We start from the raw sequence: 24,555 nt of genomic DNA, 5'->3' as shown, positions 1-24,555 counted from the left end.
CTGACTCCGTTCTTAATTAATTGAATTTAGGTATTGCTCTAAAATTAATTGAGCTGCTAAAGAATCTTTTTTTTGTTTTTGTTGCTCGCGTGACAAGTTTGCTTCAATCATAATTTGTCGAGCCATTTTTGTTGTTCGGCGTTCATCGACCTTAATAATGTCTGAAGTCTCAAATCTTGGATTATCTGCTAAAAATAATTCAATAAAATAGTCAATCATTTCTGCTCGTTCACCAATACTTCCATCCATGTTTTTAGGATAACCAATAATGATTTTTTCACACGGATTTTTTCATAAATAATCTAACAATTTTTCTTTTGCTTGCTCAAAGTTTCACTCTTCAAATTTCAAGGTGAGCGAAGGAGAAGCGACCACACCTTGACTGGTAGCCAATCCTAGAGTTTTACTTCCCAAATCAATACTTAAATACTTGTTCATATGCTTTTAATTATCACTGTTTTAAGGAGAAAAAACAACCCAAAAGGGTTGTTTAATAATCTTAGGAATTATTTATTTCATTCCAAGTTGTAGAAGGTTTTTGCTCCTTCATAAACTGCATTTACCCCTAGTTCGTCTTCAATTTCTAACAAACGGTTATACTTAGCAATTCGATCAGATCTTGACATTGATCCAGTTTTAATTTGACCAGTGTTAAAGGCAACTGCTAAATCAGCGATAGTCGTATCTTCAGTTTCTCCTGAACGGTGAGAAACAATTGCAGTCCAATTATTTTTTTGCGTCATTTGAATTGCTTCAATTGTTTCTGATAAAGTTCCAATTTGGTTTAACTTAATCAACACGGAGTTGGTGGCATTTTTATGAATTCCTTCACGAATGAATTTAGGGTTAGTAGTGTACAAATCATCTCCCACGTTTTGTACATTTTTCCCAACTTCCTGGTTAAATTTGCTAAATCCTTCTCAATCTCCTTCGTCAAACCCATCTTCAATCGAAACAATTGGATATTTCTTCGTTAGGTCTTCTAAGAATTTATTTAACTCAACTGAAGTCATACTAAATTCTTGACCAGTAATCTTTTCAATTTTCTTAAAGTGGTATTTTTTATCCTCAAAGTATAGTTCTGAAGCAGCAGCATCCATGGCAAACATGAATCCTTCTTTCCCAGTTTTGTACCCTGCTTTTTCTACTGCTTCAACTAAAATATCTAAAGCAACTTCAACAGGCATTTTCTTTTTGAAAGCTTCAGCAGTTTCTTTTGGATAAGCTCACTTAAAGTTTGGCGCAAATCCTCCTTCATCTCCCACAGCAGTAATATCACCTTTTTCTTTTAAGATTGATTTTAAAGCTTGAAAGACTTCTGAAGACCAACGAATTGCTTCACCAAAACTTGGTGCTCCCACTGGCATAATCATAAATTCTTGGAAGTCAATTGCTGAATCAGCGTGTTCTCCTCCGTTAATTACATTTAACATTGGCACTGGTAATTTATGTGCTCCTGGTCCACCTAAGTAGTTGTATAAAGGCATTTCCATTTCATCAGCAGCAGCACGAGCAGCAGCTAGAGAAACTCCCAACATTGCGTTTGCCCCCAAGTTCTTTTTAAATTCAGTTCCATCTAAATTAATCATGGCTTGGTCGATTGACAATTGATCACGAACTTCCATTCCCACTACTGCTGGAGCAATTTTTTTATTAACATTTTCTACTGCTTTGCTAACAGCTTTACCGTTATATTTTTCGCCACCATCACGTAGTTCTAAAGCCTCATTAGCACCAGTTGACGCTCCAGAAGGAACTTTAGCAATTCCGTGACCACCAAATTCAGTTCATAACTCAACTTCCACAGTTGGAGTTCCACGTGAATCTAGAATTTGACGTCCTAAAACTTTGACAATTTTTGACATGTTTTATTTCCTCTTTTCTTGTATATATAAGTATTATAGACCATATTTAAAAGAAAGATAATCCCTCAAATCCCCAACAAAGTGGTTTGGCCTCATTTTCATACATAAAAAGAAAAAAACGGGGTAAAACCCGTTAAAATGCCTAATTTAGGATTAATCCATTAATCCTGCCTTGTATAAACGTTGGAATTGACCCGGAGTATTCTTAAGTTCTTCAAAAGTTCCTTGTTGAACAATTCCTGCTCCATTAGCACCTAAAACAATAATTTGATCAACACCTTTAATTGTTGATAAACGGTGAGCAATTGAAACTGTTGTCCGGTCTTTCATCAACTTGTTCAACTCAGTTTGAATTTCTTGTTCGACGATGTTATCCAAAGAAGAAGTTGCTTCATCAAGAATCAGTAATTCAGGATCTTTTAAAAACATTCGCGCAATTACTAACCGTTGTTTTTGTCCTCCAGAAAGTAACATTCCTCGTTCTCCTAACACGGTTTGATATTTATCTGGTCAACTCATGACAAGATCGTGTAAATCAGCTTTTTTAGCCGCTGCAATTACCTCTTCTTCACTAGCATCAAACTTTCCGTACTTAATGTTTTCAAAAACATCACCATACAGAATTTGGGGTTCTTGTTCTACATAACCCACATGTGCTAAATAACTTGAAAGGTTAACATCTTTTAAGTTAATATCCCCATTAATATAAACATCCCCCTTAGTAGGATCATAATATCGTAACAATAACTTAGAAATTGTTGACTTACCAGCCCCAGTTTCACCAACAATCGCATACGATTTTCCTTCATGGAAAGTAAAGTTAAAGGTTGGTAAAATAACACGGCCTGGTTTTTCAGGATATTCAAATTCCACATCTTTAAAGATAATATCACCAGCGACAGCTTCAATTTGGATTCCTTGCCCATCATAGTGGGGGTCAAGAATTGAAGTAGCGTTAATCGTATCAAAGATTCTTCCAGTAGCTACAGTTGCATTTGCCAAGTTAACTGTGGTCATCAAGGTTTGCATAATTGCTCCCACTAACAATCCTTCAGCCAAAGAAATTGAAGCAAAGGTTGTTGCATAAAAAGTTGCTGCAGCATCTCCTGAGTGGTAAAACCCAGCACTAGCAGCAATAGTAATTAGTTGTAAGGCGTTGACCCCCCCAAATAGAACTGTCACCATCATTGCTGTAACTTTAGCAAAGGGTTTGTTGATACTAAAGTAGCGTTTATGAATTTCATCAAATCCTTTGATTTCTCGAGCTTCGGTTCCTGATGATTTAATCAAACGCACGTTATTAATTCGGTCGGTGACAACTCCGTTGATGTCAGTAATTGTTGCTCGGACTGCAGTTCCTCTTTTGCGAATTAAGTTAAATGATGAAAGTAAAGTCACCATAATTAAAATCATTGCTGCTAGAACAATGAAAGAAATCTTTCAATTAAAGATAAACATCATCACAAATGATCCTAAAACTGTTAGTGATGCTCGAATAATCGTGGTTGGGGTTTGGTAAGCTTGGTCTCCCACAATTTGAGTATCAGAAATAATTTTAGTTAAGATTTCTCCAATTTTCTTATCTGAATAATAAGACACGTCTTCTTTTACCAAAGTTTCTAATGCTCGTTCACGTAAACTAATTTCGATTCGTTTACTTAATAAAAACCCAGCATATTGCGAAGTGAACATCGCTATCATGTTTATCAAAAGTAAAGCAACGTTAATGATAATATAAAGTCATCATTCTCCGCCCCAATAACCAGTGATATTATCCCGCATCGCAGGAACTGCATCAAGCATAATTCCTTTTGTCATTTGGTTAACTAATAAAGGACTTAACACCGCGGCCACAACTCCGAGAATTGAAGTGAGAATCGTGATTGAAGCTAGCAAATGCTCTTTTTTATAATAGTGCACAATTGATTGGGTAAAGGTAACCCGAGGTGCTGAAGTTTGATTAACATCAGCATGATTGTTCTGCACTTTTTGTTTTTTCTTAAACATTCTTTTTCCTCCTTAGTAAAAGTGTAGCAAAAATTACCCAAGAACATAAGCAATAAAAAAGTGAGTTCGCCAATTGAACTCACTTTTTTTAAATACACCTTAATAAGAAACACTAATAGATGATGAATTTACTAAATTATTGTTACTGTTAGTAATAATATTCTTACCGCTTAAGTAATTGTTGTAAAAATCTCTTCTAAATTGTTCTTCTTTCACAAATGAAATCAAACAAACATAATAAAAATTTAATCTCTGAAATGATTGTAAGGATTTTCCTTCTCCGAGCAAGTCTTGTTTTTTATAAATCTTCAAGCGCGCGTTTTTGGTCGTTGCGGTGACGTTTACGTTCATTAATTGTTAATCATTTCTTGCGTAAACGAATGTCATCAGGAGTAACTTCAACCAATTCATCCCACTCAATAAATTCCAAAGCTTCTTCTAGAGTTAGTTTTTTAAATGGAGTTAATTTTACTGCATCATCAGTTCCACTAGAACGAGTATTAGTTAGTTTCTTTCCTGTTGTTGGGTTAACATCTAAATCATTTCCTCGAGAATGTTGACCAACAATCATTCCTTCATAAACTTCAGTTTGTGGTCCAACAAACAAGATTCCACGAGCTTCTAAGTTATTTAGCGCATAAGCAACACTAACCCCATTAGCCATTGAAATCATCACTCCGTTAGGACGAGATTCAATCTCACCCTTGTAAGGTTCAAAACCATTTGCAGATTGAACTAAAATTCCTTCTCCGTGGGTATCGTTGGTAAATTCTGAGCGAAAACCAATTAACGCACGTAACGGCACATTGTAAACCACTCGATCACGAATCCCATCAGAATCCATGTCAATCATCATTCCTTTGCGAACATTTAACTTATTAATTACAGTTCCAGAATATTCACTAGGGACGTTAATAATTACTTTTTCCATTGGTTCGAAAACTTCACCAGTAGTAGAATCTTTGTGCAAAATAACTTCTGGTTTAGAAATTCCTAGTTCAAAACCTTCGCGACGCATTTGTTCAATTAAAACCGAAAGGTGTAATTCCCCACGACCCAAAACCTTAAATCCTTCGACTTCTGAATTAACTAAAGGTTCAACTCTTAACCCCACATTAACCTCTAATTCTTTTTCTAAACGTTCTTTAATGTTTCTTGAAGTAACAAACTTTCCTACTCTCCCTGCAAATGGAGAAGTATTGACTAAAAAGTTCATACTCATCGTGGGTTGTTCAATTTTAATCGGATCCATTGCTTCAACTTTATTTAGTTCGCCAATTGTATCACCAATTGAAACTTCACTTAATCCTGCGACCACAACAATATCTCCAGCGCTAGCTTCTTGAACTTCCACCCGGTTTAAACCTTGGTAAACAAAAAGTTTTGAAATTTTACCATTATAAGTCGAACCATCATTACGCGCTACACTAACACTTTGTCCAGTTTTAATTGTTCCTTGATAAATTCTTCCAATTCCTAAACGACCAATAAAAGAATCATAAGCCAACGATGAAACTTGAATTTGGGTTGGATTAGCACTTAGACTAGTATCATAACTACCCACTTGAGTCACAATCGTCTCTAATAAAGGTGAAAGGTCTTGAGCGGATTTCTCCATACTAAATTGAGCAATTCCTTCTTTAGCAATTCCGTATAATACCTGAAAATCTAGTTGTGATTCAGTAGCATCTAACTCCATAAACAACTCTAAAACTTCATCAACCACTTCTTGAGCACGTTGGTCTTTTTTATCAATCTTATTAATCATTAAGATTGGGTGTAACCCCAACTCTAAAGCTTTAGAAGTTACAAAACGAGTTTGAGGCATCGGTCCTTCGCTGCTATCAACTAACAAAATCACTGTGTCAACAGTTTTCATAATTCGTTCCACTTCTGAAGAAAAATCAGCATGACCAGGAGTATCAACAATATTAATTTTAATTCCTTTGTATTCGATTGCACAGTTCTTTGAATAGATTGTAATTCCTCGTTCACGTTCTTGATCATTACTATCCATCACTTGGGCATCAATTTGTTGGTTATCACGAAAAACTCCTGCTTGACTTAATAACCCATCAACCAGAGTAGATTTTCCTGCATCAACGTGAGCAATCACGGCAATATTAATAATTTTTTTAGCGTCCATTTTCTGCTTTCCTTCCCCTTTTTAAAAGTTTCCCATAAAGACAATAACCTAACGATTTTAACATATTAAGAATAAAAAAATGAGTGTTTTTCACTCATTTAATCTGGGTTTTCTAGAAAAATTTATTCAATTGATGGTGCTTGTGGAGTTTTGTTGGTTCTTAGTTTGCTTAATAAGTTCTTGCTTCAATTCATTCTTAAAAAGACTTCATAACTGATTAAAGTATAAAGAACCATCAACATTCCAAATAAAGGAGTCAAGATGATTAAGAAAACCACACCAATTCTGGTTTGATAATACATCACAGTAAAGTTTGGATGGTATAAATCGTTTCCAGAAATTTGCACAGCACTTTTTCCATCAGTAGTTAAAGCATTCAATGTTTCTTGAGCATCTTTAAACACTGTTCCTAACGTCGGGTCAGCAGCAATTGTGACAATTCCTGTAATTTGACTGTTAATGAAAGCAACTTTATTGTTAACTACATACGTTCCGTTCTTATAAGCAGTTTGATCAATAATTGTTTCGTTTTTGTGGGCTTCTTGATAAAGTGCACTGGTAGGGAAGTCGTTATTTAAAAGTTGACTAACTGTACCTGTTTTTCCAATTCAACCCAATCCTGAGTGAGTAAAGGCATAATTGTGAAATGCTTTTGCCACTTTAACATCAAATTGCACCAACGCATGAGAAAATTGGTTAACATCAAGATCTTCTTTAGCTTCGTACTTTGCTTTTCAGTCATGTTCAAAGCTATCAGTAGCATAATCTGTGAAGAAATTCACGACTGTTTTGTCGTTTAATTGTTCTTGAGTTAAAGTAGAAAGTACATCTTGTTGGTAAGCTTCTCTTAAGGTTTCTACTCCTGCATCATAGACAGAAAAACCACCAATTGGTTCAGCACTACCATTAACAACTACCTTTCCTTCTGGAATGTATTTGTCAATCATTGCATCAACACTATTGATGAAACGTTGACTTTCCATTCCCATTCCAAACGCAGATAGGCCTAAACCCAAACCTAAGAATAATACCAAACAAGAAAGCAAGATTGCTGCTAAAATGTGTTTTGAATTCTTTTTTAATAAACGCATAATTTTGTTCCGATTCTGTAAAAAATAATATTTGAGCGGGATAATAATTATTCCCTTAATTAATTCTGATTTAAGCAAAACATTGCTATTCAACCAGGGTATTTTATCTACTAGCTATTAATAACTATTTAAAAAGATTATCTTCTTTCATTTTCGCTTAAACTTATTTTTCCTTTCGCTGCTTTTAAAAATAATATCAGAAATAACTAAAAAAATTTAATTTTAGTTTTAAAAAGAGACAAAAGTTCCTAAAAAAGAACTTTTGTCTCTATCTTTTTAAACGAATTTAACTTTGGTTAAACCATTTCTTTAGTAAAACTTATTTTTTTTGATTTGCTTGATAATTATCAATCATTTGAATAGTTTCTAAGTCACTAATAATATCATTGCGGTTATCAGAAATAAACTTAATGTTTTGCAGAGTTTCACCACTCTTAATTTCTTGAGTTTCAAGATAATCTTCTTTAAATAGAAGGAAATAATAGATCAATGATTCCATAATAAAAACCAAACCCATAAAGTTGTTCGCCTTTTCAATCACTTTTGGAGTTCAATCAAACTCTTGGTTTTCCATTTGTTCTAAAAAGGTATTACAATATTCAAAAAAATCATAAAGGTTAATGTAGAAATCAACAATACTCTTTTCACTATTGTTTAACTCCTGCATTTTCATCAGTAAATGGTTGGAAAAATTTTTTAAAGGACGGGGGATATCAAGTTCTTTCACCAAACCATAAAAAGTATTGATATATTTATAAGCCACAAAGGTTAGACTAGCAATTTCAGTAAAATCAACTTCCAAGTCAGGATAACGCAACTGCAATTTTTGAAAAACTTCTTGTTTTTGAATATGAGGAATAGTTTCCATAATTTCAATCGCGATGCTAAATAAACAATATAAGCGGATAATTCCAATTTCGCGAAAGCTTTCACTCTCACTATCATCAGGAATTAAAAAACTAATTTCCCGATTATTGATCAGTTGATCCAATTTATTTTTGATTCCATCAATATTTTTTGCTTCCCACAATCTGGTAACTTCTTTTAACTCTTCCACTTCCTGGTATTCGATTGAATTATTAAAAATATATAGTTCTTTATCAATTTCACCATAAAGGTTCTTGAGATACTCTGCTCGTTTTGCCATTTTAATAGCCTCTCTGTTATCTTTTTCTCTATTCTAACATTGATTAAAATATAAGTATTAAAATGAGACAATTAAAATTTTAAATTATTTTAGATTCCTCAATCATTTAAATTTTTAGTAATCAAAAGATAATCTGGCTGATATTGATAAACTAAGTTTCAAAATGAGCGCGAATGATTGGGGTGAACCAAGTGAGCTAATTCATGAATAACAACACAATTAATTACTTCGATAGGGAAATGCAAAAGTTTGGCATTGAAGATTAACTTCGCTTGATCTGGATAACAAGCACCTCACTTTCCCACTAAATTTTTAACAGTTAAATTTTTAAAAGTTAAATCCATCAGTACCGCTTGGTTTTTAGTTTGTTTGAGAAACCAATTGTAATAATAACGTGCTAAAAAGTTATAAAGTTTTTTCAATTGTTCGTCTTGATCATGATAATTTTTGATATAAATTTGATTTTCAACCATTTTTGGACGAATGTCTCCTTCGACCAGAACCAGATTAACTCTCTGATCAAAAACAAGGATTCAAGGGTTTGTGGTGAATAAATCATACTTATTATTAATTGCAAATTTAGTTTTTAACTGGTTAATCTTTTGATAGTTAGCCTTAATTAAATTTTCAACACTTTGCACATCAACTCAAGGCGGAGATGAAACATAAATTTCTGCTTTGCGGATCTTGAGAATAAGTTTTTTTTGGTACGGATTTAACTTTCAAAAATACTTAATCACCTCGTTGTTAATCATCACGAAGCATTCTTGACTTGTTATTTGATCGTTCAAATTAATCCTCCAGTTTTAAAACCGCAATAAACGCTTCTTGAGGTACTTCAACGTTTCCAATTTGTTTCATCCGTTTCTTACCTTCTTTTTGTTTTTCTAATAACTTCTTTTTTCGTGAAATATCAGCAGCATGCAGTTTTCACGTCACATCTTTTCGATAAGCTTTAATCGTTTCGCGAGCAATCACCTTATTACCAATCGCTGCTTGAATCGGAATTTCAAAATTTTGGCGAGGAATGATTTCTTTTAACTTTTTAGTTAACTCTCTTCCCCGTTCATAAGCAAACTTAGTATTAACAATCATTGATAGCGCATCAACAACTTCTCCGTTTAACAACACGTCCATCTTTACCAATTTTGAAGGTTGATAACCAATTAGCTCGTACTCAAAACTGGCATAACCCTTAGAAATTGACTTTAACTTATTAAAAAAGTCAAAAATAATTTCTGCTAAAGGCATGTCATAAACCAATTCCATTCTGGTTTCATCAACATAAATTAAATCCTTATAAACGCCCAGTTTTGCTTGCACCAAGTTCATCAAATCGCCCACATATTCTTGAGGAGTAGCAATCTTAAGGTTCACATAGGGTTCTTCAATAACTTTAATTTTTTGCACTTCAGGAAATAATGAGGGATTATCAATTTCAATCACCTCATTATTAGTTAAAGTAATCTGGTAGTTAACACTAGGAGTGGTGGCAATCAAGTTAAGGTTGTATTCTCGTTCTAGGCGTTCTTGAATTACTTCCATATGTAATAGTCCCAAGAACCCCACTCTAAACCCAAACCCTAAAGCTTGAGAAGTTTCTGGTTCATAGATTAAGGAACTATCACTTAACTCAATTTTTTCTAAAGCTTCTTTAAAATCAGTGTACTTCGCATTATCAATCGGATAAATTCCTGAATAAACCATTGGTTTTAACTTTTTATAACCAGGAAGTGGTGTTAGTGCGGGGTGTACAGCACTAGTAATCGTATCCCCAACATGGACATCTTTAATCGTTTTAATTGAAGCTGAAATTCATCCTACTGCTCCTGCGCTCAAGTGAGAGGTCTTTAGAATCTTGGGAGTTTTAATTCCCACTTCAGTGACTTCGTATTCCGCGTTGGTGTTCATCATTTTAATTTTATCCCCAACTTTGACCACCCCTTGACGAACTCTGATTGACATCACTACTCCTAAATACTGGTCATAATAACTATCAAAAATTAAAGCACGTAAAGGTTCAGAATCGACTGCATCAGCAGGATAGGGAATTTTAGCAACAATTGCTTCTAAAACTTGGTCGACATTCAACCCAGTTTTCGCACTAATCAAGGGGGCGTCGCTGCAATCTAAACCAATCATTTTTTCAATTTGGGCTTTAGTTTGTTCCACATCAGCACTTGGCAAATCAACTTTATTAATTACAGGAATAATTTCTAAGTTATTATCTAATGCAAGATAAACGTTTGCTAAAGTTTGGGCTTCAACACCCTGAGTGGCATCAACTACTAAAATTGCCCCTTCACACGCTGCTAAAGAACGCGAAACTTCGTACTGAAAATCCACATGACCAGGAGTATCAATCAGGTTGAAAACATATTCTTCATCATTTTTAGCTTGATACTTCAACTGCACCGAATTTAACTTAATTGTAATTCCCCGCTCACGCTCAATTGCCATCGAATCTAAAATTTGGGCTTGCATTTCTCGACTTTCAACAGTTTTGGTCAATTCTAAAATTCGGTCAGCCAAAGTGGATTTCCCATGATCAATATGCGCAATTATACTAAAATTTCTAATTTTTGTTTTATCCATTAATATTTCTCTCTTTATTAGCAGTCATTATCCTTATTATACTAAATGATTGTTTCAACCCCTTATAAAATTTTATGTGGAATTAAACACCGTTTAACTTCAAACCCCGTGATTAATCACGGGGTTTTGGGTTCTTTTTTAAAAAAGTATACTTATCATAAAGTCCAGGAACACTTTTAAAGGATAAACCTTTTTGTTCTAGTTCTTTTCAAGAATAAAATTGGTTTTTGTATAGAAAGTGTCGTTTTAGAGGTTGAGCATTTGCTGGATCAAGATAAAACGCGTTTCAAAACCCCATACTTCAATAACTTCAAATAATTGATTTTTTGATGATTATTGGAGAATAACCTCCTCAACCATAATTTACTAAATAACTCTTTGTGGTTGTATCATATCCATAAATTAAAACATTATGTGGAGCTGGTTTAACAAATGAAACCAAAACTGGCATGTTATACTTCAACAACAAATCTTCAGGACTTGAAGAGTGCATAAATGAAGAACTATAATGATATTTTATTTTTGAACTAATGCTTTTATTACTTAATCAATTTTTATAAGCTCTAGCTAAAGTTTTTCCTGTTTTTATGTCTTTAGCAGACTTATTTTTTTTTCATAATTTACGAACTAAAGAATTCTCTGGTTGGTTATACTCATAATATTTGTGTTCTGGCATTGCTATTTGATTATTACTTACTTGTTGATTATTTTCAAAATAGGTAGCAAACTCTTCGTCAGTGAAAAAACCCGAAGAGATGAAGAGTTCGTTATATAAAAGTAACGTTGACAAAGAGACATACTCACACAATCCTTGATGGTTTTTTGGTCCTGTAGTGTATCCTATACTCTTATCTCCTCATAATTTAGTAAAAAATTGGTAGTAGGGAACAAGGTTAGAAAATTTGTCAATTTCAACTTGTGATGCCTCATAACCAACAATGCCCCCATCCTTGGAAAGGTTGCTTAAAATCAAATCTTGGTCTTCTAAGTTTTCTTGACTATTAATCGAAATAAGATTGGCATTGGATTTTGGTGTTGATTTAATAATTTGGCTATTTGCAACTAACACATTTGAACTAGATCCAATAATAATTAACGAACTTAAAATTTGAAGTATTTGTTTCATAATTTATTAACTCTTTCTATTTTAATTAGATTTCTACTTTAAGATTTATGTTGGCAAGCACTGAACCGTTAGAAATTTCAAGATCTTTTGCTCAATAAAGAAATTCTATTCTACCACTAGCATTCAAGGAATAATTAGCATTTTCGTTTAATAAAACAATCACTTGGTAACTTTTTTCTACTTTATCAATTTGGTAACTAAATTCAATAAGATTAGAAAGGATATCATCTCCGTAATTGTTATATACGAATCACGTTATTTTTGGATCAACATTTTCATCATATGTATCATCTAAAATTCGAAAGGAAATAACAAATTGATTATTTTCTTTTGTTAATTGATAATCTTTTTGATTGGTTTGATCAAAATCCAATTTAGAATAATAAGTTATTTTAATCGTTGCTCGTTTGTAATACACTGAAAAAATATCAATCGTTGCTTGACGACTATCTCCATAGACACTCAAATATTTCGGCAGAGCTTCTTTGTTTACTTTTGGATTTTTATCTAAAAAAACCTTAAAAATGGTTTCTGAACTTAAATCGCTAACATAACCTAAATCAGTAGTTTCCAAGTCATTTCTAATGTCGTGAAACTGATTGGCGCAAGAAACTACTGCAAGAGGTACTGTGCCAACTACCGGGACGCTTAAAAATGACAAAGCTATTTTTCTAAAAATACTTTTCATAATTTATTCCTCCTCAATTTAATAATAGCATCTCGTAATATTAATCTAGGTACACTGTTAAGTTGTTTTATCACAAAAAAAATCATCACAATTGATGACTTTCTTAATGGATGATGTCTTTCATAAACTTCAGTAAGTCTTTTTCCACTTGTTTATGGTCTGGTTCAAATAAAATTTCGTGACGTAAGTTTGGATAAAACATCACTTTAGTATCATAATTCAACCCAATAAAATGAGTGGCAACTTTTTGCACATTTTTACCATATTCTCCTACAGGATCATCTAAACCTGCCAGAATTAAAATCGGTAAATCCTTGCGCATTAATTCAATGTTTTTCTTTTTGCGAATATAGTTTAAACCATAAAACAGATCCTTAAATCCTGAAGTTGTGAAAACAAAACCACATAAAGGGTCATTAGCAAAGGCTAGTTGCACTGCTTGATTAGCAGTTTGTCACTCACTACCGTTTGCTTCAGGTGAGTTAAACTTTTTATTAAAAGTGCGATAACTTGCATTTCAAAGTAATTTGGAAGGTTTTTTACCTTGATTAAACAAAATTAACAAACGACTGACTATTGAACCTAAAAAAAGTAATTGGGAATTATAATCAGTTGTACCACTTAAAATTAGACCATCAATTCGTTGCGAATACTTAATTGCAAAATTACGAGCCATAAAGCTTCCCATCGAATGACCCAACATAAACACAGGCAAATCGGGAAAATTTTTTTCGATGTAATCATTAACTACAAGTTCGTCATCAACAATTTTGTTTCATCCGTTGTGAGCATCAAAATAACCAAGGATTTGACCATTATCTAAAGCAGTTTTACCATGACCACGATGGTCATCGCCAACCACAATAAATCCTTTTTTATTCATCTCTTGGCCGAACTGATCATAACGAGTTAAATATTCAGCACTCCCGTGAACCAGTTGAATCACCCCTAAAGGTTTTTTGACATCATCTCACACATAGCAATTCAAAATTTTGTCATCAACTGTACTTAATTTAAATTCCTTCATGGGTTTTTCCTTTCACCAAGTTTTGATAAAGCTCACCAGTAGCTTTACTTGCTAACGTGTCAACTCACTCGTTGCCCTTTTCGCCACTATGTCCTTTGACCCAAACAAAAGTTAACTCCACTTTTTGATTAATTTCTTGGACAAAATCGCGATATTTTTTGGTTAATGGTTTTTTAGCTTGTCACGCTTTAGTAGCTCAAGCAGAAATGCCTTCATAATCATGGTGAACCTCTAACTTCTTAATGTGGTGGTTATAAGCATACTCCATCACTTTTGCTGCTCCTGCAATTTCTCCAGCCACATTTCTTAAATCTGCTCTAGAAGGATCAAAATAACGTTGACTCAATTCTAAGACCCCCTCAGGAAGAAAAATAATTGCTCCATAAGCATAAGAATGATCCTCACTGCGATAACTACCATCAGTGTAAGCAACAACTCACTTAGAATCATCAAGTGGTTCTGACCCTAAAAAAGCTGCGGCCTTGTCATGAGAATCAAAGACTTTAAAGACTGGGTTTAAATACCCTTGAATTTGTTGATTCATTTCTTGTCAAGACAAATAAATCCCAGGAACACGACCCTTCTTGACCACATAATACTTTTTATCCATTAGTATGCCCGTCCAAAGTAAGCTTTAATTTTGGTGGCTTGCCCACAGTTAAAACATGGTTCAACACTTTGATCATGATTAAAGGGAATACAGCGCGAATTGGTACTAGTTTTTTGCTTAACTTCTTTTTCACAAACCACGCGACCACAGAAAGGGACAAGATAAAGTCCTGGTTGAGTTTCAATCCCTTTTTGGTATTCGCTTAAAGTTTGCGCTTGATAAATTCTGGTCTCAAGACTAGTTTTTGCTCGACTAAACAGTTGTTGATCATAAGTTATCACAGCTTGATCAACAAAGGTTTTTACTTGATCTAGTTTAACTGCAGTTTTGCCTTCACCAACTCTTGAAGAAATTATCACCTGCTCTTGGGCGACATCACGCATTCCTACTTCAATTCGAATTGGTATTCCTTTAATTTCTGAAGCTGACATTTTATAACCAAATGTTTTATCTGAAGCATCAACTTTAATTCGATAATTTTTAGATAAATCCAGTTTTAATTGGTCAACCACCCTTTGCACTGGTTCATCTAAACCTAATTGTAAAATTTGCACTTGAACAGGAGCGATTTTACTTGGTAAGACTAAACCTTGATCATCAGCATGAGTCATGATTAAAGCTCCAATCATTCTGGTGCTAACCCCTCAGCTAGTACCATAAGCATACTCTAATTCACGATCAGCATTTTGAAACTTAATGTCAAAAACCTTAGCAAAATTATCACCCAAAAAATGACTAGTTCCTGTTTGCAAAGCCTGACCATCATGCATCAACGACTCGATTGTATAAGTTTCTCGAGCACCAGCAAAGCGTTCGTTGATTGTTTTAATACCTTTAACAACAGGAATTAATAAGTATTCTTCGACAAACTTCGCATAAAGATCTAAAATAGTTAGCGCAAACTGGTTTGCTTCCACACTTGTCTGGTGCATCGTGTGGCCTTCTTGTCATAAAAATTCTGAAGTTCTTAAAAACGGACGGGTAGTTTTTTCTCAACGCATGACATTAACCCATTGATTATTTTTTAAGGGTAAATCACGATAAGAGTGAATGTTGTTTTTAAAATATTGAGAAAACAAAACTTCACTAGTAGGTCGAATATATAACTCTTCTTCTAAAGGTTTATCCCCAACCTTAGTTACAGTCAAGACTTCAGGAGCAAAACCTTCAATATGCTCTTTTTCTTGGTTAAATAGTGATGCAGGAATTAGTAATGGTAAATAAACGTTTTCGATTCCCTGTTGTTTAAATTCAACATCTAAAGTTTGCATGATTAATTCCCAAATTCCATACCCATGAGGTTTAAAAATCATCGTTCCTTTAACTGGACCATAATCAATTAAATCAGCTTGAATGACGACATCAGTGTATCATTTTGCAAAGTCAACATCTCTTGAAGTAATTCGGTCATTTCTTTTTTTACTCATTTTTTTCTTCTCCTTGCTGCGGATTCTCATCACTAATCACTAACATAGGATCAGCAACCTTCTTTTTGCTCAAACGTTTAATTTCAGAATTATTTCCATAATAAACTTCAATGCTTGGATTGACCATTTTAGCCATTTGCTCTACTTTTTTTAAGGGTCGTTCTTTTCTAATCATAATTCATTTAATTGATTCTGCAGGAATAGTTTCGTGAACTCCCACTAATTTTAACGAAGTATCAAAAACTCAGTCATTAACAGTTTGCTGAGCTAATTTAACTGGATCTAAGGCAATGATACAAAGGTTTTCTAAGTTAATCCCAGCATCAGTGGCTCACTTTCAAAAATAAGCTCGAGAAGAAATGTCAAATTCTAAGTCAACTGACTCTTCGTGCTGAAGATATGATCAAACATAATAGGCTTCATCTTTTTTTAACTCCACGTTCTTTAACTGGCAAATTCCGTTACCCAAAATGCTTGGTAAGTTCCGATAATCAGTATAAAACAAGAAAAAACTAACATCCTTTTTTTGGACAATTCGCAACACCTTTTTCTTTTCATTTTTATTAACTAAAAATAAACTATTAAAAAAATTGTCAGAAAAAAGTTCACTATTCTTTCGTTTTTTCTTTAGCATCCAAAAACATCCTTTTTCTTATTATAGTGCAAATTAAACCCACAAAGAAGCACAACCAGAATAAAAAAATGATTGTCTTAATGACAATCATTTTTCAACACTTTCTTTTTAATGGCGGGCTGAGAGAGATTTGAACTCTCGCGCCGGTAACCCGACCTAACACCTTAGCAGGGTGCCCTCTTCGGCCTCTTGAGTATCAGCCCAAAATAGTACTTTATTATTATACATAAAAACCACAAACAAGGAAGGTTTAACCATCAAAAACTCCCAAGAGTTTCTTAGAGGTTTTAAAGGAAAGGTTTTAAATAAGTTGGGGTTAACAACTCAAGATCATTAGTTAATTGAAAGTTTGGTTTTAAAGTTAAATAATGTTGGGAAAAATCGCAATCCTGGTAATCTTGAACCACTTGAAAATCTTGATAAACTTCAGTTGCAAGCAATTTTGTTAAACCATCAGTTGCAATCACTTGTTCAGCCACCAAAGGTTGTTGATTATCATAAATTCCTAAATAAAACTTTCCTCCCCGAGCATCAAGTAAAGAAACCTTTTTTCCCTTGCCTGCTTGATATGCCAAGGAGTTAATTAAATAAACTTCGTAGGTTGGATTAATAACTTTTAAGGTTTTCACAAAGGTTAAGCCAACCCTTTCTCCAGTATAACTTCCTGGACCAGTAGTTAAATAAAACCGTTTAATATCTTGAATCGTTAACTGATGCTTTGCAAGTAACCTTTGGATGTTTACTAATAATAAATCTGAAACTTTTTTTGTATTTCTAACCACTACCTGGTCAAGAATTAAATTATCTTGTTCTAAAATTAAAATTAAATTTCAATTAGAAGTATCAATAAATAAGTTCATTTTAATTGTTCCTTTCAATCGTAAGTAAACGTTCTTGGTCTTGAGTTTGTTTTTCAAAAGTTAACTTTAAGCAAGGATAAGAATCATAATCAAAATTAACTTGATTAGGTCATTCAATAATGTTTAATGTTTGGTCTGGAGCGTCAAGATAAAATAATAAATCTTCTTCAACATCTAACCGGTAAGCATCAAGATGACAAATCTTTAAAGTTGGAGTTTCATACTCATTCATAATCACAAACGAAGGTGAAGTTACTTTTTCTTTGACTCCCAATTCTGATAACAAAAACTTAGTAAAAGTTGTTTTGCCAGAACCTAAATCACCAACCAATAACAAAAACATTCCTGGTTTAACCTCTGCACTTATTTTTTTAGCAAACTGGTTGGTATCAGCAAGACTAGTTAGTTTTATGGTTTCTTTATTTGTCATCACTAACTCTTTTTGACAATTCTTGTCCAGATTTCAACACAGTTTGGTTTAACTCTAAATTCAATGATTCAGCTAAAGTGGTAAAGAATTTATTTGCTAGTTTTGGAACTTTGCTCAATCCTCCAAATCCAAGGATGGCTTGAGCAGCGCGGTCAAGACTTTGGGTCAGACTCATTATTCCATCTCAACTACTACTAGTGACAAAAACACCCTGATATTGCAAAATTAAGGCGTTATATGTACTAAAACATTCAACACATTGATCTCATAATTCCGAGGTCAAATCAACTTGATTAACAACCACTCCTACTCCTTGAGGCGCAATTCTGGCTAAATCAGGATAAGCACTTCATAACAAATAACTACACTCTGAGGCTTGATACTGATCAAAAGAATAACTTAGTTGTTGAAGATAACTTGGAGAAGCATAACTCACTGCCACCAAACTAGGATTCCGTCCCAATGAAACATTATGAATCGCTAAATGTTCTTCGAAGCGACGGGTGGGCACCCCACCATTGAAACCTCACATCACACTATAACCCTTACCATCAGGAGTAATTCGAATAATCCCTGCATATTTATGTGCTTTAGAGGTTCAAAGACTAATGTTTCGGGTTGGAATACCATCAACTGTCACTAAAATGAACCGATTCTTTAAGTTAGGATAGGTGTGCTTTAGTTTAAATCGAGCAGGATTAAATTCATCAGTGAAATAAACTTCAACATCACTATCATTAAGAACGATGCTTTGACTACCAACATCACCTGGAATTCACCCAAATCCAGAAAATGTTGTTGCTACATCTCCTAGAGTACGCAAAATACTTGATCCTGAAACCGAACTATTAAACTTCATTGCTTTCTCCTTAAATCAATAACTCTATTTTATCATTATGCTTTAAAACCAGAAAATTATTTCCCTACTAAATAAAAAACTCAAGTTTTACCTTGAGTTTTTCACCTACAACCACGTATGGAAAACTTTCTTGTAAAGCATTTTGACTCCTTGAGCAAGAATAACATAACCAAGTAAAAGTGCAATCAAAATGCCAATATAAGATACTTCTGGAGGACTCATCGCCAAAACATTAGCAATTGGTTCAGCATAACCAATGACAAATCCTAAACCAATGACAAATCCTGTTGTCAAGTTCAATGGTCAAGTTGCCCGAGATTGGACAAACGGAATTTTTTCAGTTCTCAACACTTGAACCACCATCACTTGGCTCATTAATCCTTCCATAAATCATCCAGCGTTAAACATTTGCACAGCAATATTCTTTGTATCAACCACACTTCCCTTTAAATTGTTATATTGATCAATCAGATTATAGCCATAACCTAAAATCGCAAAGGTGGCTACATCAAAAATTGAAGAAATTGCTCCATTAATTAAAGCGAATGGAACAATTTCTTGAGCCCGTCACCGCTGCGGACTTCTAATAAAGACATCATCAACTCGATCAACAGCAATCGCAAATTGGGACATATCATAAATTAAGTTTTGAAACAAAATTTGCACTGGTTGCATCGGAAGGAAAGGTAATCAAGCACTAGCGATAATCATTGAAAGGGTATTTCCAAAATTTGAAGCTGTCGTCAACTTAATGTATTTCAAAATATTTCCAAAGATTGTTCGACCTTGAACGATTCCTTTTTCTAAGACTAATAATGACTTTTCTAACAAGATAATATCACTAGCATCTTTAGCAATATCAGTAGCATTAGCAACTGATATTGCAACATCACTTTGTCTTAAGACAGGCGCATCGTTGATTCCATCCCCCATGTACCCAACAGTATGATTATTTTCTTTTAAAACTTGAATAATTTTTACCTTTTGCAACGGGTTTAACTTCACAAAAATGTTGTTATCTTCAACAATCTTTTTCAATTCATATTCACTGGCGTTTTCAATTAATTCCCCTGTGACTAAACCTTTAATTTCTAGGTTCACCATTTTACAAACTGCGCGGGTAACTGGTTCGTTATCTCCAGTTAAAATCTTTAAATCAACCCCATATTTTTTCAAAAGTTTGATCATTTTTGTTGTTGAAGGTTTTGGTGAATCTAAAAAAGTAGCATAACCCATGAAAATCAATTTTTGCTCATCTTTTGGTGAAAAACTTGTTTTCTTACCAGTAATTGCCTTATAAGCTAATCCTAAAACCCGCTTTCCGTCATTATTCATTTTTTCGTAGTAGGCTTTGATTTGTTTAATTAATGACTCAGTCAGTTTAATCACTTTACCCTTGTAATAAACTCGGTCACACGAATTTAAAACTTCTTCCATACTTCCTTTAGTAATCAATACGCGCCCATCGTGTTCAATTTCAGCAGCAATGGTTAACTTTCTCCGGTTAAAATCAAAAGGAATCTCATCAATTTTTTGAATTTCATTATGCGTATTAAAGTTAAAATTATTATGTTTAACATAGTCAATAACTGCATTATCCATCGGGTTTTTTAATCCGGTTTGAAAATAAGCGTTCACATAAAGATACTTTAACAAGTTCGGATCAGCCTTTTTATCAACAGTTTTAAATTCAATTAACTCAATCTTATCATTGGTTAAAGTTCCAGTTTTATCTGTGGCTAAAATATCAATTGCTCCCAGAGCTTGAATTGCATCCAATTGTTTTACAACTACCTTTTGTTTAGCCATTTTTGTAGCTCCATTAGCAAGGTTAGTAGTTACAATTAAAGGTAACATTTCTGGAGTTAATCCCACTGCAACTGCCACAGCAAAAAAGACCGCTTTCAATCACGGGTTATCCCCTCCTGTTGCACCAGGATTGTGAGCATAACCGACTCCTCCATTAATTAGATAAACAATCGGTACCATAATTAACATGAAAACAACTAAAACTTTGGTAACCGCCTTCACTCCTTTAATAAAGTTACCATCAGGTCGACGTTCAGCAATTGATTTACTAATCGTAGCAAAATAAGTATTTAAACCAGTCGCTACTACCATCGCTAAAGCACTACCAGACACGACGCTAGTTCCTGTATAACAAATGTTTTCTAAGTCTAAAATATTATTGTTATGCTTACTAGTCGCATGTTTTTCAACAGGGAGTGATTCACCAGTTAAAGAAGACTGATTAATAAATAAGTCTGTAGACATAATAATCCGGACATCAGCTGGAACCATATCACCACTGGCTAAATAAATTAAATCCCCAGGAACTAAACTTTGAACGTTTAGTTCCTCACCAAGTTTAATCAAACTTAACTGGTTAGCTTTATTTACTGTGGTATATTTTTCGTTCTTACTATCAATTTTTTTGCGAATAACATTAGTTTTACTCTCCACGATTGCAGAAATTTTCTTAGTTGAATAATAAGTTCGGATTGTTTGGACGTATGAAACTGTTCCACTAATAAGCACCATTAACAAAACAATCAGAGCACCGACCAAATCAAAAAGGTCACCTAATTTATGGTCAAAGGCAAAAGCATTGGTAAAATAAGAAATAAAGTTATAGACCGAAATTAAAAGAAGAATGATGTTAAAAGGACCAAAAAAATTCTTGATAAATTCCTTTATTCAAGCAAAATGTTGTTTTTCAATTTGGTTTGGACCATATTTTTCTGCTAAACGTTGGTATTCACTATTGGTCAATCCAAATTCACTAATGCCAAAATTAGTTAATAATTCTTGTTGACTCATTTGTGAAAGTGTTTTAATGTTTTTCTCGTTAGCGAACCTAGTTTTAGCCACTCCCTTTTTCTTAGTGCGAGTTTTTCTTCTTTTCAACGATCTATTTTGGACCATTTCTTTACCCCTTTCAGTTGGTTAAACGAAAATGGCATTTTAAATTACTTTATTAACAGTTGAAAGTAAAAGGAATAACATAATTTAAAGTACCACTTCGTTGTTGATATAAATTTTGACAAAGTCTCGAGTGAGGATAATCTTCAACATAAGCTTGTAATTTTTTCATTATCATAGTTCCTTTTCTAAAGTTATTTTTCTTATTTTATCATTATCAACCCTCAAAACTTAAAAAACTTCGTGAACTTTTCAAGCACCAAAAATAAAAAAACAACTTAGAAAAATAAGTTGTTTTAAAAATAAAGGACACTACTAACTAAGAGATCGAAAGAAAACTTGACCATCACTACCACGAACAATGCTAAATCCTAGTGATTTTCATAATGCTGATGATGAAGAGTTATTTGGATTTGCAGCAGGGCTTAAACCTAGTTTTACTCCATTAACATAATAATCAGTATAAGCGTAAGGATAATTTGCCTTTCGAATAACTCATTGTTCGATAACTCAAGTATTACCATTTTTCATTTTTCTTGTAATCGTACGATTGGTTGAGTCAGAAGAATCTAAATACCATTTTTCTGATCCAAGATATTCATTAAGTTGAGCATTTAAATCAGTGATAGTTTTTTGATTTGCAGCAATCGTGGCATTAGTAATTGAAAGTTGTGAGTTCAAATCAGTAATCGTTTGATTAGCTTGGTTTAGTTGATTTTGCAAACTAGTTTTATCATTAGTTAAATCCTTAACTTGATTTGTTAAGCTTTCATTTTTTGTAGTTAAACCACTAATTATATTTTGATTATCACTGATCGTTTGATTAGCAGTATTAATTTGTTGTTCTAAGGTCGCTTTATTAGCACTTGCATCACTCAATTCACTATTTAAACTAGCAACTTTATCTTGCAAAACTTGGTTATCATTAGTTAACTTGGTAATGGTGACTTTATTAGCACTAATTGTTGCATTAGCAACACTTAATTGATTTTGTAAAACAGTAATTTGATTATTCAAACGATCAATAGTAGTTTGATAGTCAGTGACTTGAGCTAGTAAGCTATCAACTCGATCAGTTAAAACCTTATTATCTTTCAAGGCGGCAGCCAATTGAGAAGCGATATCACTTTTTCCATCATCAGTTTTGGTTGTACAAGCAACAATGCTTGTAGAAGCAACAACGGTTAAACCAATAGCACTTAAAATTGCTAATAAATTTTTCATCATTCTCTCCTCTTAGTTTCATCTTATTAATTAGATAATCTGTTTTTTTATCTTAATTATCAGACTATTTAACTAACTTTTAGTAATTTATATAATTTTAACACTTTTATCTAAGATAACTAAAATTAAGTAATTAATATTAGTTCAAAGAGAGGAATTAAAAAGAGGTTTTTGAAGAAACCTCTCATTGTCTTTTTTCATTTTAACCTGTGCAAAATAAAAAGGAGAAATTGATAATAAATTTCAACAAAAAACCTTAGTTATATACTAAGGTTTTTTAAGATTATAGAGTTTAAATGACTATTTTTCAATTAAACTTGGTTGACTCATTTCTGCAGGAATGTCTTCACCAAGCAACTCTAAAATTGTTGGTGCGACATCAGCAATTGCTGGGTCATTTTGACGAAGTTTTAAGTTTTTATCAGTAATAATAATCGGTACTAAATCGTTAGTGTGTTTCTTATTTGGTTGACCTTTTTCATCAATCATTACTTCAGCATTCCCATGATCAGCAGTAATAATCATAATTCCCTTATATTCCTTCACAAAAACGTTATAAATTGCTTCTAACTGATGGTCTAAACATTGAACTGCTTTAATTGTTGCTTCCAAATTACCAGTATGACCAACCATATCACAGTTAGCAAAGTTAAGAATAATAACATCAAATTCTGCTTTTTTAACTTCCTCAATCAACCGACTAGTAATTTCTGGAGCGCTCATTTCTGGTTTTAAATCATAAGTTGCTACTTTTGGTGAGGAAATTAAATCAATACTTGCTCCTGTTAAACTAACTTCTTCAGGAGTTGCTAAACCATTTTTGAAGTAATCATTACCTCCATCAAAGAAAAAGGTTACGTGAGCAATTTTTTCAGTTTCAGCGATTCTTAATTGTTGATATCCTCTCTGACTTAACACTTGCCCAAGAGTATTTACAACCAGATGAGGTGGATAAGCAATGTGAGAAGAAGTAACGCTATCAGCATATTTCATCATTGAAACAAAGTAAATTTTATCGCCCAAAAAAGTTGCACCTTTGAAGTTGTCATCTTTTCAAGCTAAATAATCATGATTAGTCATCACCGAAGCCATTTGAATAGCACGATCAGGACGGAAATTGGTAAAGATGATACTATCACCACTCTTCAATCCTTCCACCCCTTCATTGAACGCTGGCACGATCATTTCATCATCTAGTCCTTGACCATATTCTTGATCTAGATAAGCCAGTGGATCAGTAAAACTTGGAGTATTTTTATGGGTAGTGATTGCTTGATAAGCTTTTTCTACTCGGTCAAAACGTTTGTCACGATCCATCGCATAGTAGCGACCATTAATAGAAGCAATCACCCCAACATTATTATTTTTTGCAATTACTTGTAATAGAGTTTTGATATAACTCTTAGCCACTTTGGCTGCTGTGTCTCTTCCATCAGTAATCAAATCAAACTTAATATCAGTCAACCCATACTTTACTGCTGCTTCATAGACTGCAATCATATGATTCATATGGGCATGTACGCCCCCATCAGAAAACAATCCCATTAAGTGTAAAGAAGTTTGGTTATCCTTAACATTTTTAAAAGCAGCAACAATTTCAGCATTAGTACTGATGCTGTTATCTTTAACTGCATTATTTAACTTCATTAGTGATTCAGGATTAATTCGCCCTGCACCTAAATGAATATGACCAACTTCTGAATTTCCCATCTGCCCTTCAGGGAGACCAACTCATGTTCCTGCAGCATGCGCTTGTACTCAAGGGTATTCTTTTTGGAGTTGTTTGACAAACTCCATGTTTGCATCAGCAACAGCATTACCCTTATTATCGGGTGCAATTCCTCATCCATCTAAAATTGCTAATAAAATTGGTTGTTTAGCTTTCACAATTAATCCT

The 24,555-nt window shown here is 33.5% G+C and carries 20 protein-coding genes and 1 tRNA gene; all 21 read right to left on the bottom strand.

Translation table 4 applies throughout. The features are described 5' to 3' along the window. Positions 1 to 12 precede the first annotated feature (12 nt). Entirely contained in the window at positions 13 to 438 is a 426-nt protein-coding gene (gene ruvX / locus LD125_RS00660) for a Holliday junction resolvase RuvX (RefSeq protein WP_250137283.1), read from the bottom strand. A 68-nt stretch (positions 439 to 506) separates the two neighbouring features. Continuing rightward, the gene (eno, locus tag LD125_RS00655) at positions 507 to 1,865 is read right to left on the bottom strand and encodes a phosphopyruvate hydratase (RefSeq protein WP_250136892.1); all 1,359 of its coding nucleotides are present in this window, start codon (positions 1,863 to 1,865) and stop codon (positions 507 to 509) included. 153 nt (positions 1,866 to 2,018) lie between these two features. Continuing rightward, the gene (locus LD125_RS00650; RefSeq protein WP_250136893.1) at positions 2,019 to 3,872 is read right to left on the bottom strand and encodes an ABC transporter ATP-binding protein; all 1,854 of its coding nucleotides are present in this window, start codon (positions 3,870 to 3,872) and stop codon (positions 2,019 to 2,021) included. 298 nt (positions 3,873 to 4,170) lie between these two features. Continuing rightward, positions 4,171 to 6,018: a translational GTPase TypA gene (gene typA, locus LD125_RS00645; RefSeq protein ID WP_250137597.1), complete on the bottom strand. Its 1,848-nt coding sequence runs from the start codon at positions 6,016 to 6,018 to the stop codon at positions 4,171 to 4,173. Between the two features lie 122 nt (positions 6,019 to 6,140). Then, positions 6,141 to 7,109 (bottom strand): hypothetical protein, encoded by a 969-nt coding sequence (locus tag LD125_RS00640; RefSeq protein ID WP_250137598.1) that lies wholly within the window; start codon positions 7,107 to 7,109, stop codon positions 6,141 to 6,143. A gap of 319 nt (positions 7,110 to 7,428) precedes the next feature. Further along, positions 7,429 to 8,256: a hypothetical protein gene (locus LD125_RS00635; RefSeq protein ID WP_250136896.1), complete on the bottom strand. Its 828-nt coding sequence runs from the start codon at positions 8,254 to 8,256 to the stop codon at positions 7,429 to 7,431. A gap of 89 nt (positions 8,257 to 8,345) precedes the next feature. Continuing rightward, entirely contained in the window at positions 8,346 to 9,011 is a 666-nt protein-coding gene (locus LD125_RS00630; protein WP_250136897.1) for a M48 family metallopeptidase, read from the bottom strand. A gap of 37 nt (positions 9,012 to 9,048) precedes the next feature. After that, on the bottom strand, positions 9,049 to 10,851 hold the full coding sequence (gene lepA / locus LD125_RS00625; RefSeq protein WP_250137353.1) for a translation elongation factor 4: 1,803 nt from the start codon (positions 10,849 to 10,851) through the stop codon (positions 9,049 to 9,051). 112 nt (positions 10,852 to 10,963) lie between these two features. Continuing rightward, on the bottom strand, positions 10,964 to 11,977 hold the full coding sequence (locus tag LD125_RS00620) for a putative cysteine peptidase (protein ID WP_250136899.1): 1,014 nt from the start codon (positions 11,975 to 11,977) through the stop codon (positions 10,964 to 10,966). A gap of 25 nt (positions 11,978 to 12,002) precedes the next feature. Then, positions 12,003 to 12,665 (bottom strand): hypothetical protein, encoded by a 663-nt coding sequence (locus tag LD125_RS00615; protein WP_250137351.1) that lies wholly within the window; start codon positions 12,663 to 12,665, stop codon positions 12,003 to 12,005. A 103-nt stretch (positions 12,666 to 12,768) separates the two neighbouring features. Next, entirely contained in the window at positions 12,769 to 13,692 is a 924-nt protein-coding gene (locus LD125_RS00610; protein ID WP_250136901.1) for an alpha/beta fold hydrolase, read from the bottom strand. Then, positions 13,679 to 14,302, bottom strand: coding sequence for a ribonuclease H family protein (locus tag LD125_RS00605; protein WP_250137599.1), 624 nt, complete (start codon positions 14,300 to 14,302; stop codon positions 13,679 to 13,681). The genes LD125_RS00610 and LD125_RS00605 overlap by 14 nt, the downstream gene beginning before the upstream one ends. After that, entirely contained in the window at positions 14,302 to 15,729 is a 1,428-nt protein-coding gene (proS, locus tag LD125_RS00600) for a proline--tRNA ligase (RefSeq protein ID WP_250137600.1), read from the bottom strand. The genes LD125_RS00605 and proS overlap by 1 nt, the downstream gene beginning before the upstream one ends. Beyond that, entirely contained in the window at positions 15,722 to 16,363 is a 642-nt protein-coding gene (locus LD125_RS00595) for a hypothetical protein (RefSeq protein WP_250136904.1), read from the bottom strand. Before LD125_RS00595 ends, proS begins: the two co-directional genes overlap by 8 nt. A gap of 112 nt (positions 16,364 to 16,475) precedes the next feature. After that, positions 16,476 to 16,566, bottom strand: a tRNA-Ser gene (locus tag LD125_RS00590). A gap of 84 nt (positions 16,567 to 16,650) precedes the next feature. Continuing rightward, entirely contained in the window at positions 16,651 to 17,223 is a 573-nt protein-coding gene (tsaB, locus tag LD125_RS00585; protein WP_250137601.1) for a tRNA (adenosine(37)-N6)-threonylcarbamoyltransferase complex dimerization subunit type 1 TsaB, read from the bottom strand. Between the two features lies 1 nt (position 17,224). Beyond that, positions 17,225 to 17,653 carry a tRNA (adenosine(37)-N6)-threonylcarbamoyltransferase complex ATPase subunit type 1 TsaE gene (gene tsaE / locus LD125_RS00580; protein ID WP_250137602.1) on the bottom strand — a complete coding sequence of 143 codons (429 nt, stop codon included), beginning with the start codon at positions 17,651 to 17,653 and terminating at the stop codon, positions 17,225 to 17,227. After that, a complete protein-coding gene (locus LD125_RS00575) occupies positions 17,643 to 18,512 on the bottom strand; it encodes a class II aldolase/adducin head domain-containing protein (protein WP_250137603.1) in 870 nt (289 codons plus the stop codon). The genes tsaE and LD125_RS00575 overlap by 11 nt, the downstream gene beginning before the upstream one ends. Positions 18,513 to 18,617: 105 nt before the next feature. Then, the gene (gene mgtA / locus LD125_RS00570; protein WP_250137604.1) at positions 18,618 to 21,437 is read right to left on the bottom strand and encodes a magnesium-translocating P-type ATPase; all 2,820 of its coding nucleotides are present in this window, start codon (positions 21,435 to 21,437) and stop codon (positions 18,618 to 18,620) included. A gap of 312 nt (positions 21,438 to 21,749) precedes the next feature. Then, positions 21,750 to 22,658, bottom strand: coding sequence for a lipoprotein (locus tag LD125_RS00565; RefSeq protein WP_250137605.1), 909 nt, complete (start codon positions 22,656 to 22,658; stop codon positions 21,750 to 21,752). A 300-nt stretch (positions 22,659 to 22,958) separates the two neighbouring features. Further along, positions 22,959 to 24,545 carry a 2,3-bisphosphoglycerate-independent phosphoglycerate mutase gene (gpmI, locus tag LD125_RS00560; protein WP_250137606.1) on the bottom strand — a complete coding sequence of 529 codons (1,587 nt, stop codon included), beginning with the start codon at positions 24,543 to 24,545 and terminating at the stop codon, positions 22,959 to 22,961. Positions 24,546 to 24,555 lie beyond the last annotated feature (10 nt).

The organism is Mesoplasma sp. JKS002658 (assembly GCF_023566355.1).
Lineage (GTDB): Bacteria > Bacillota_I > Bacilli_A > Mycoplasmatales > Mycoplasmataceae > Edwardiiplasma > Edwardiiplasma whartonense.
This window is presented reverse-complemented; position numbering and strand designations above follow the sequence as displayed.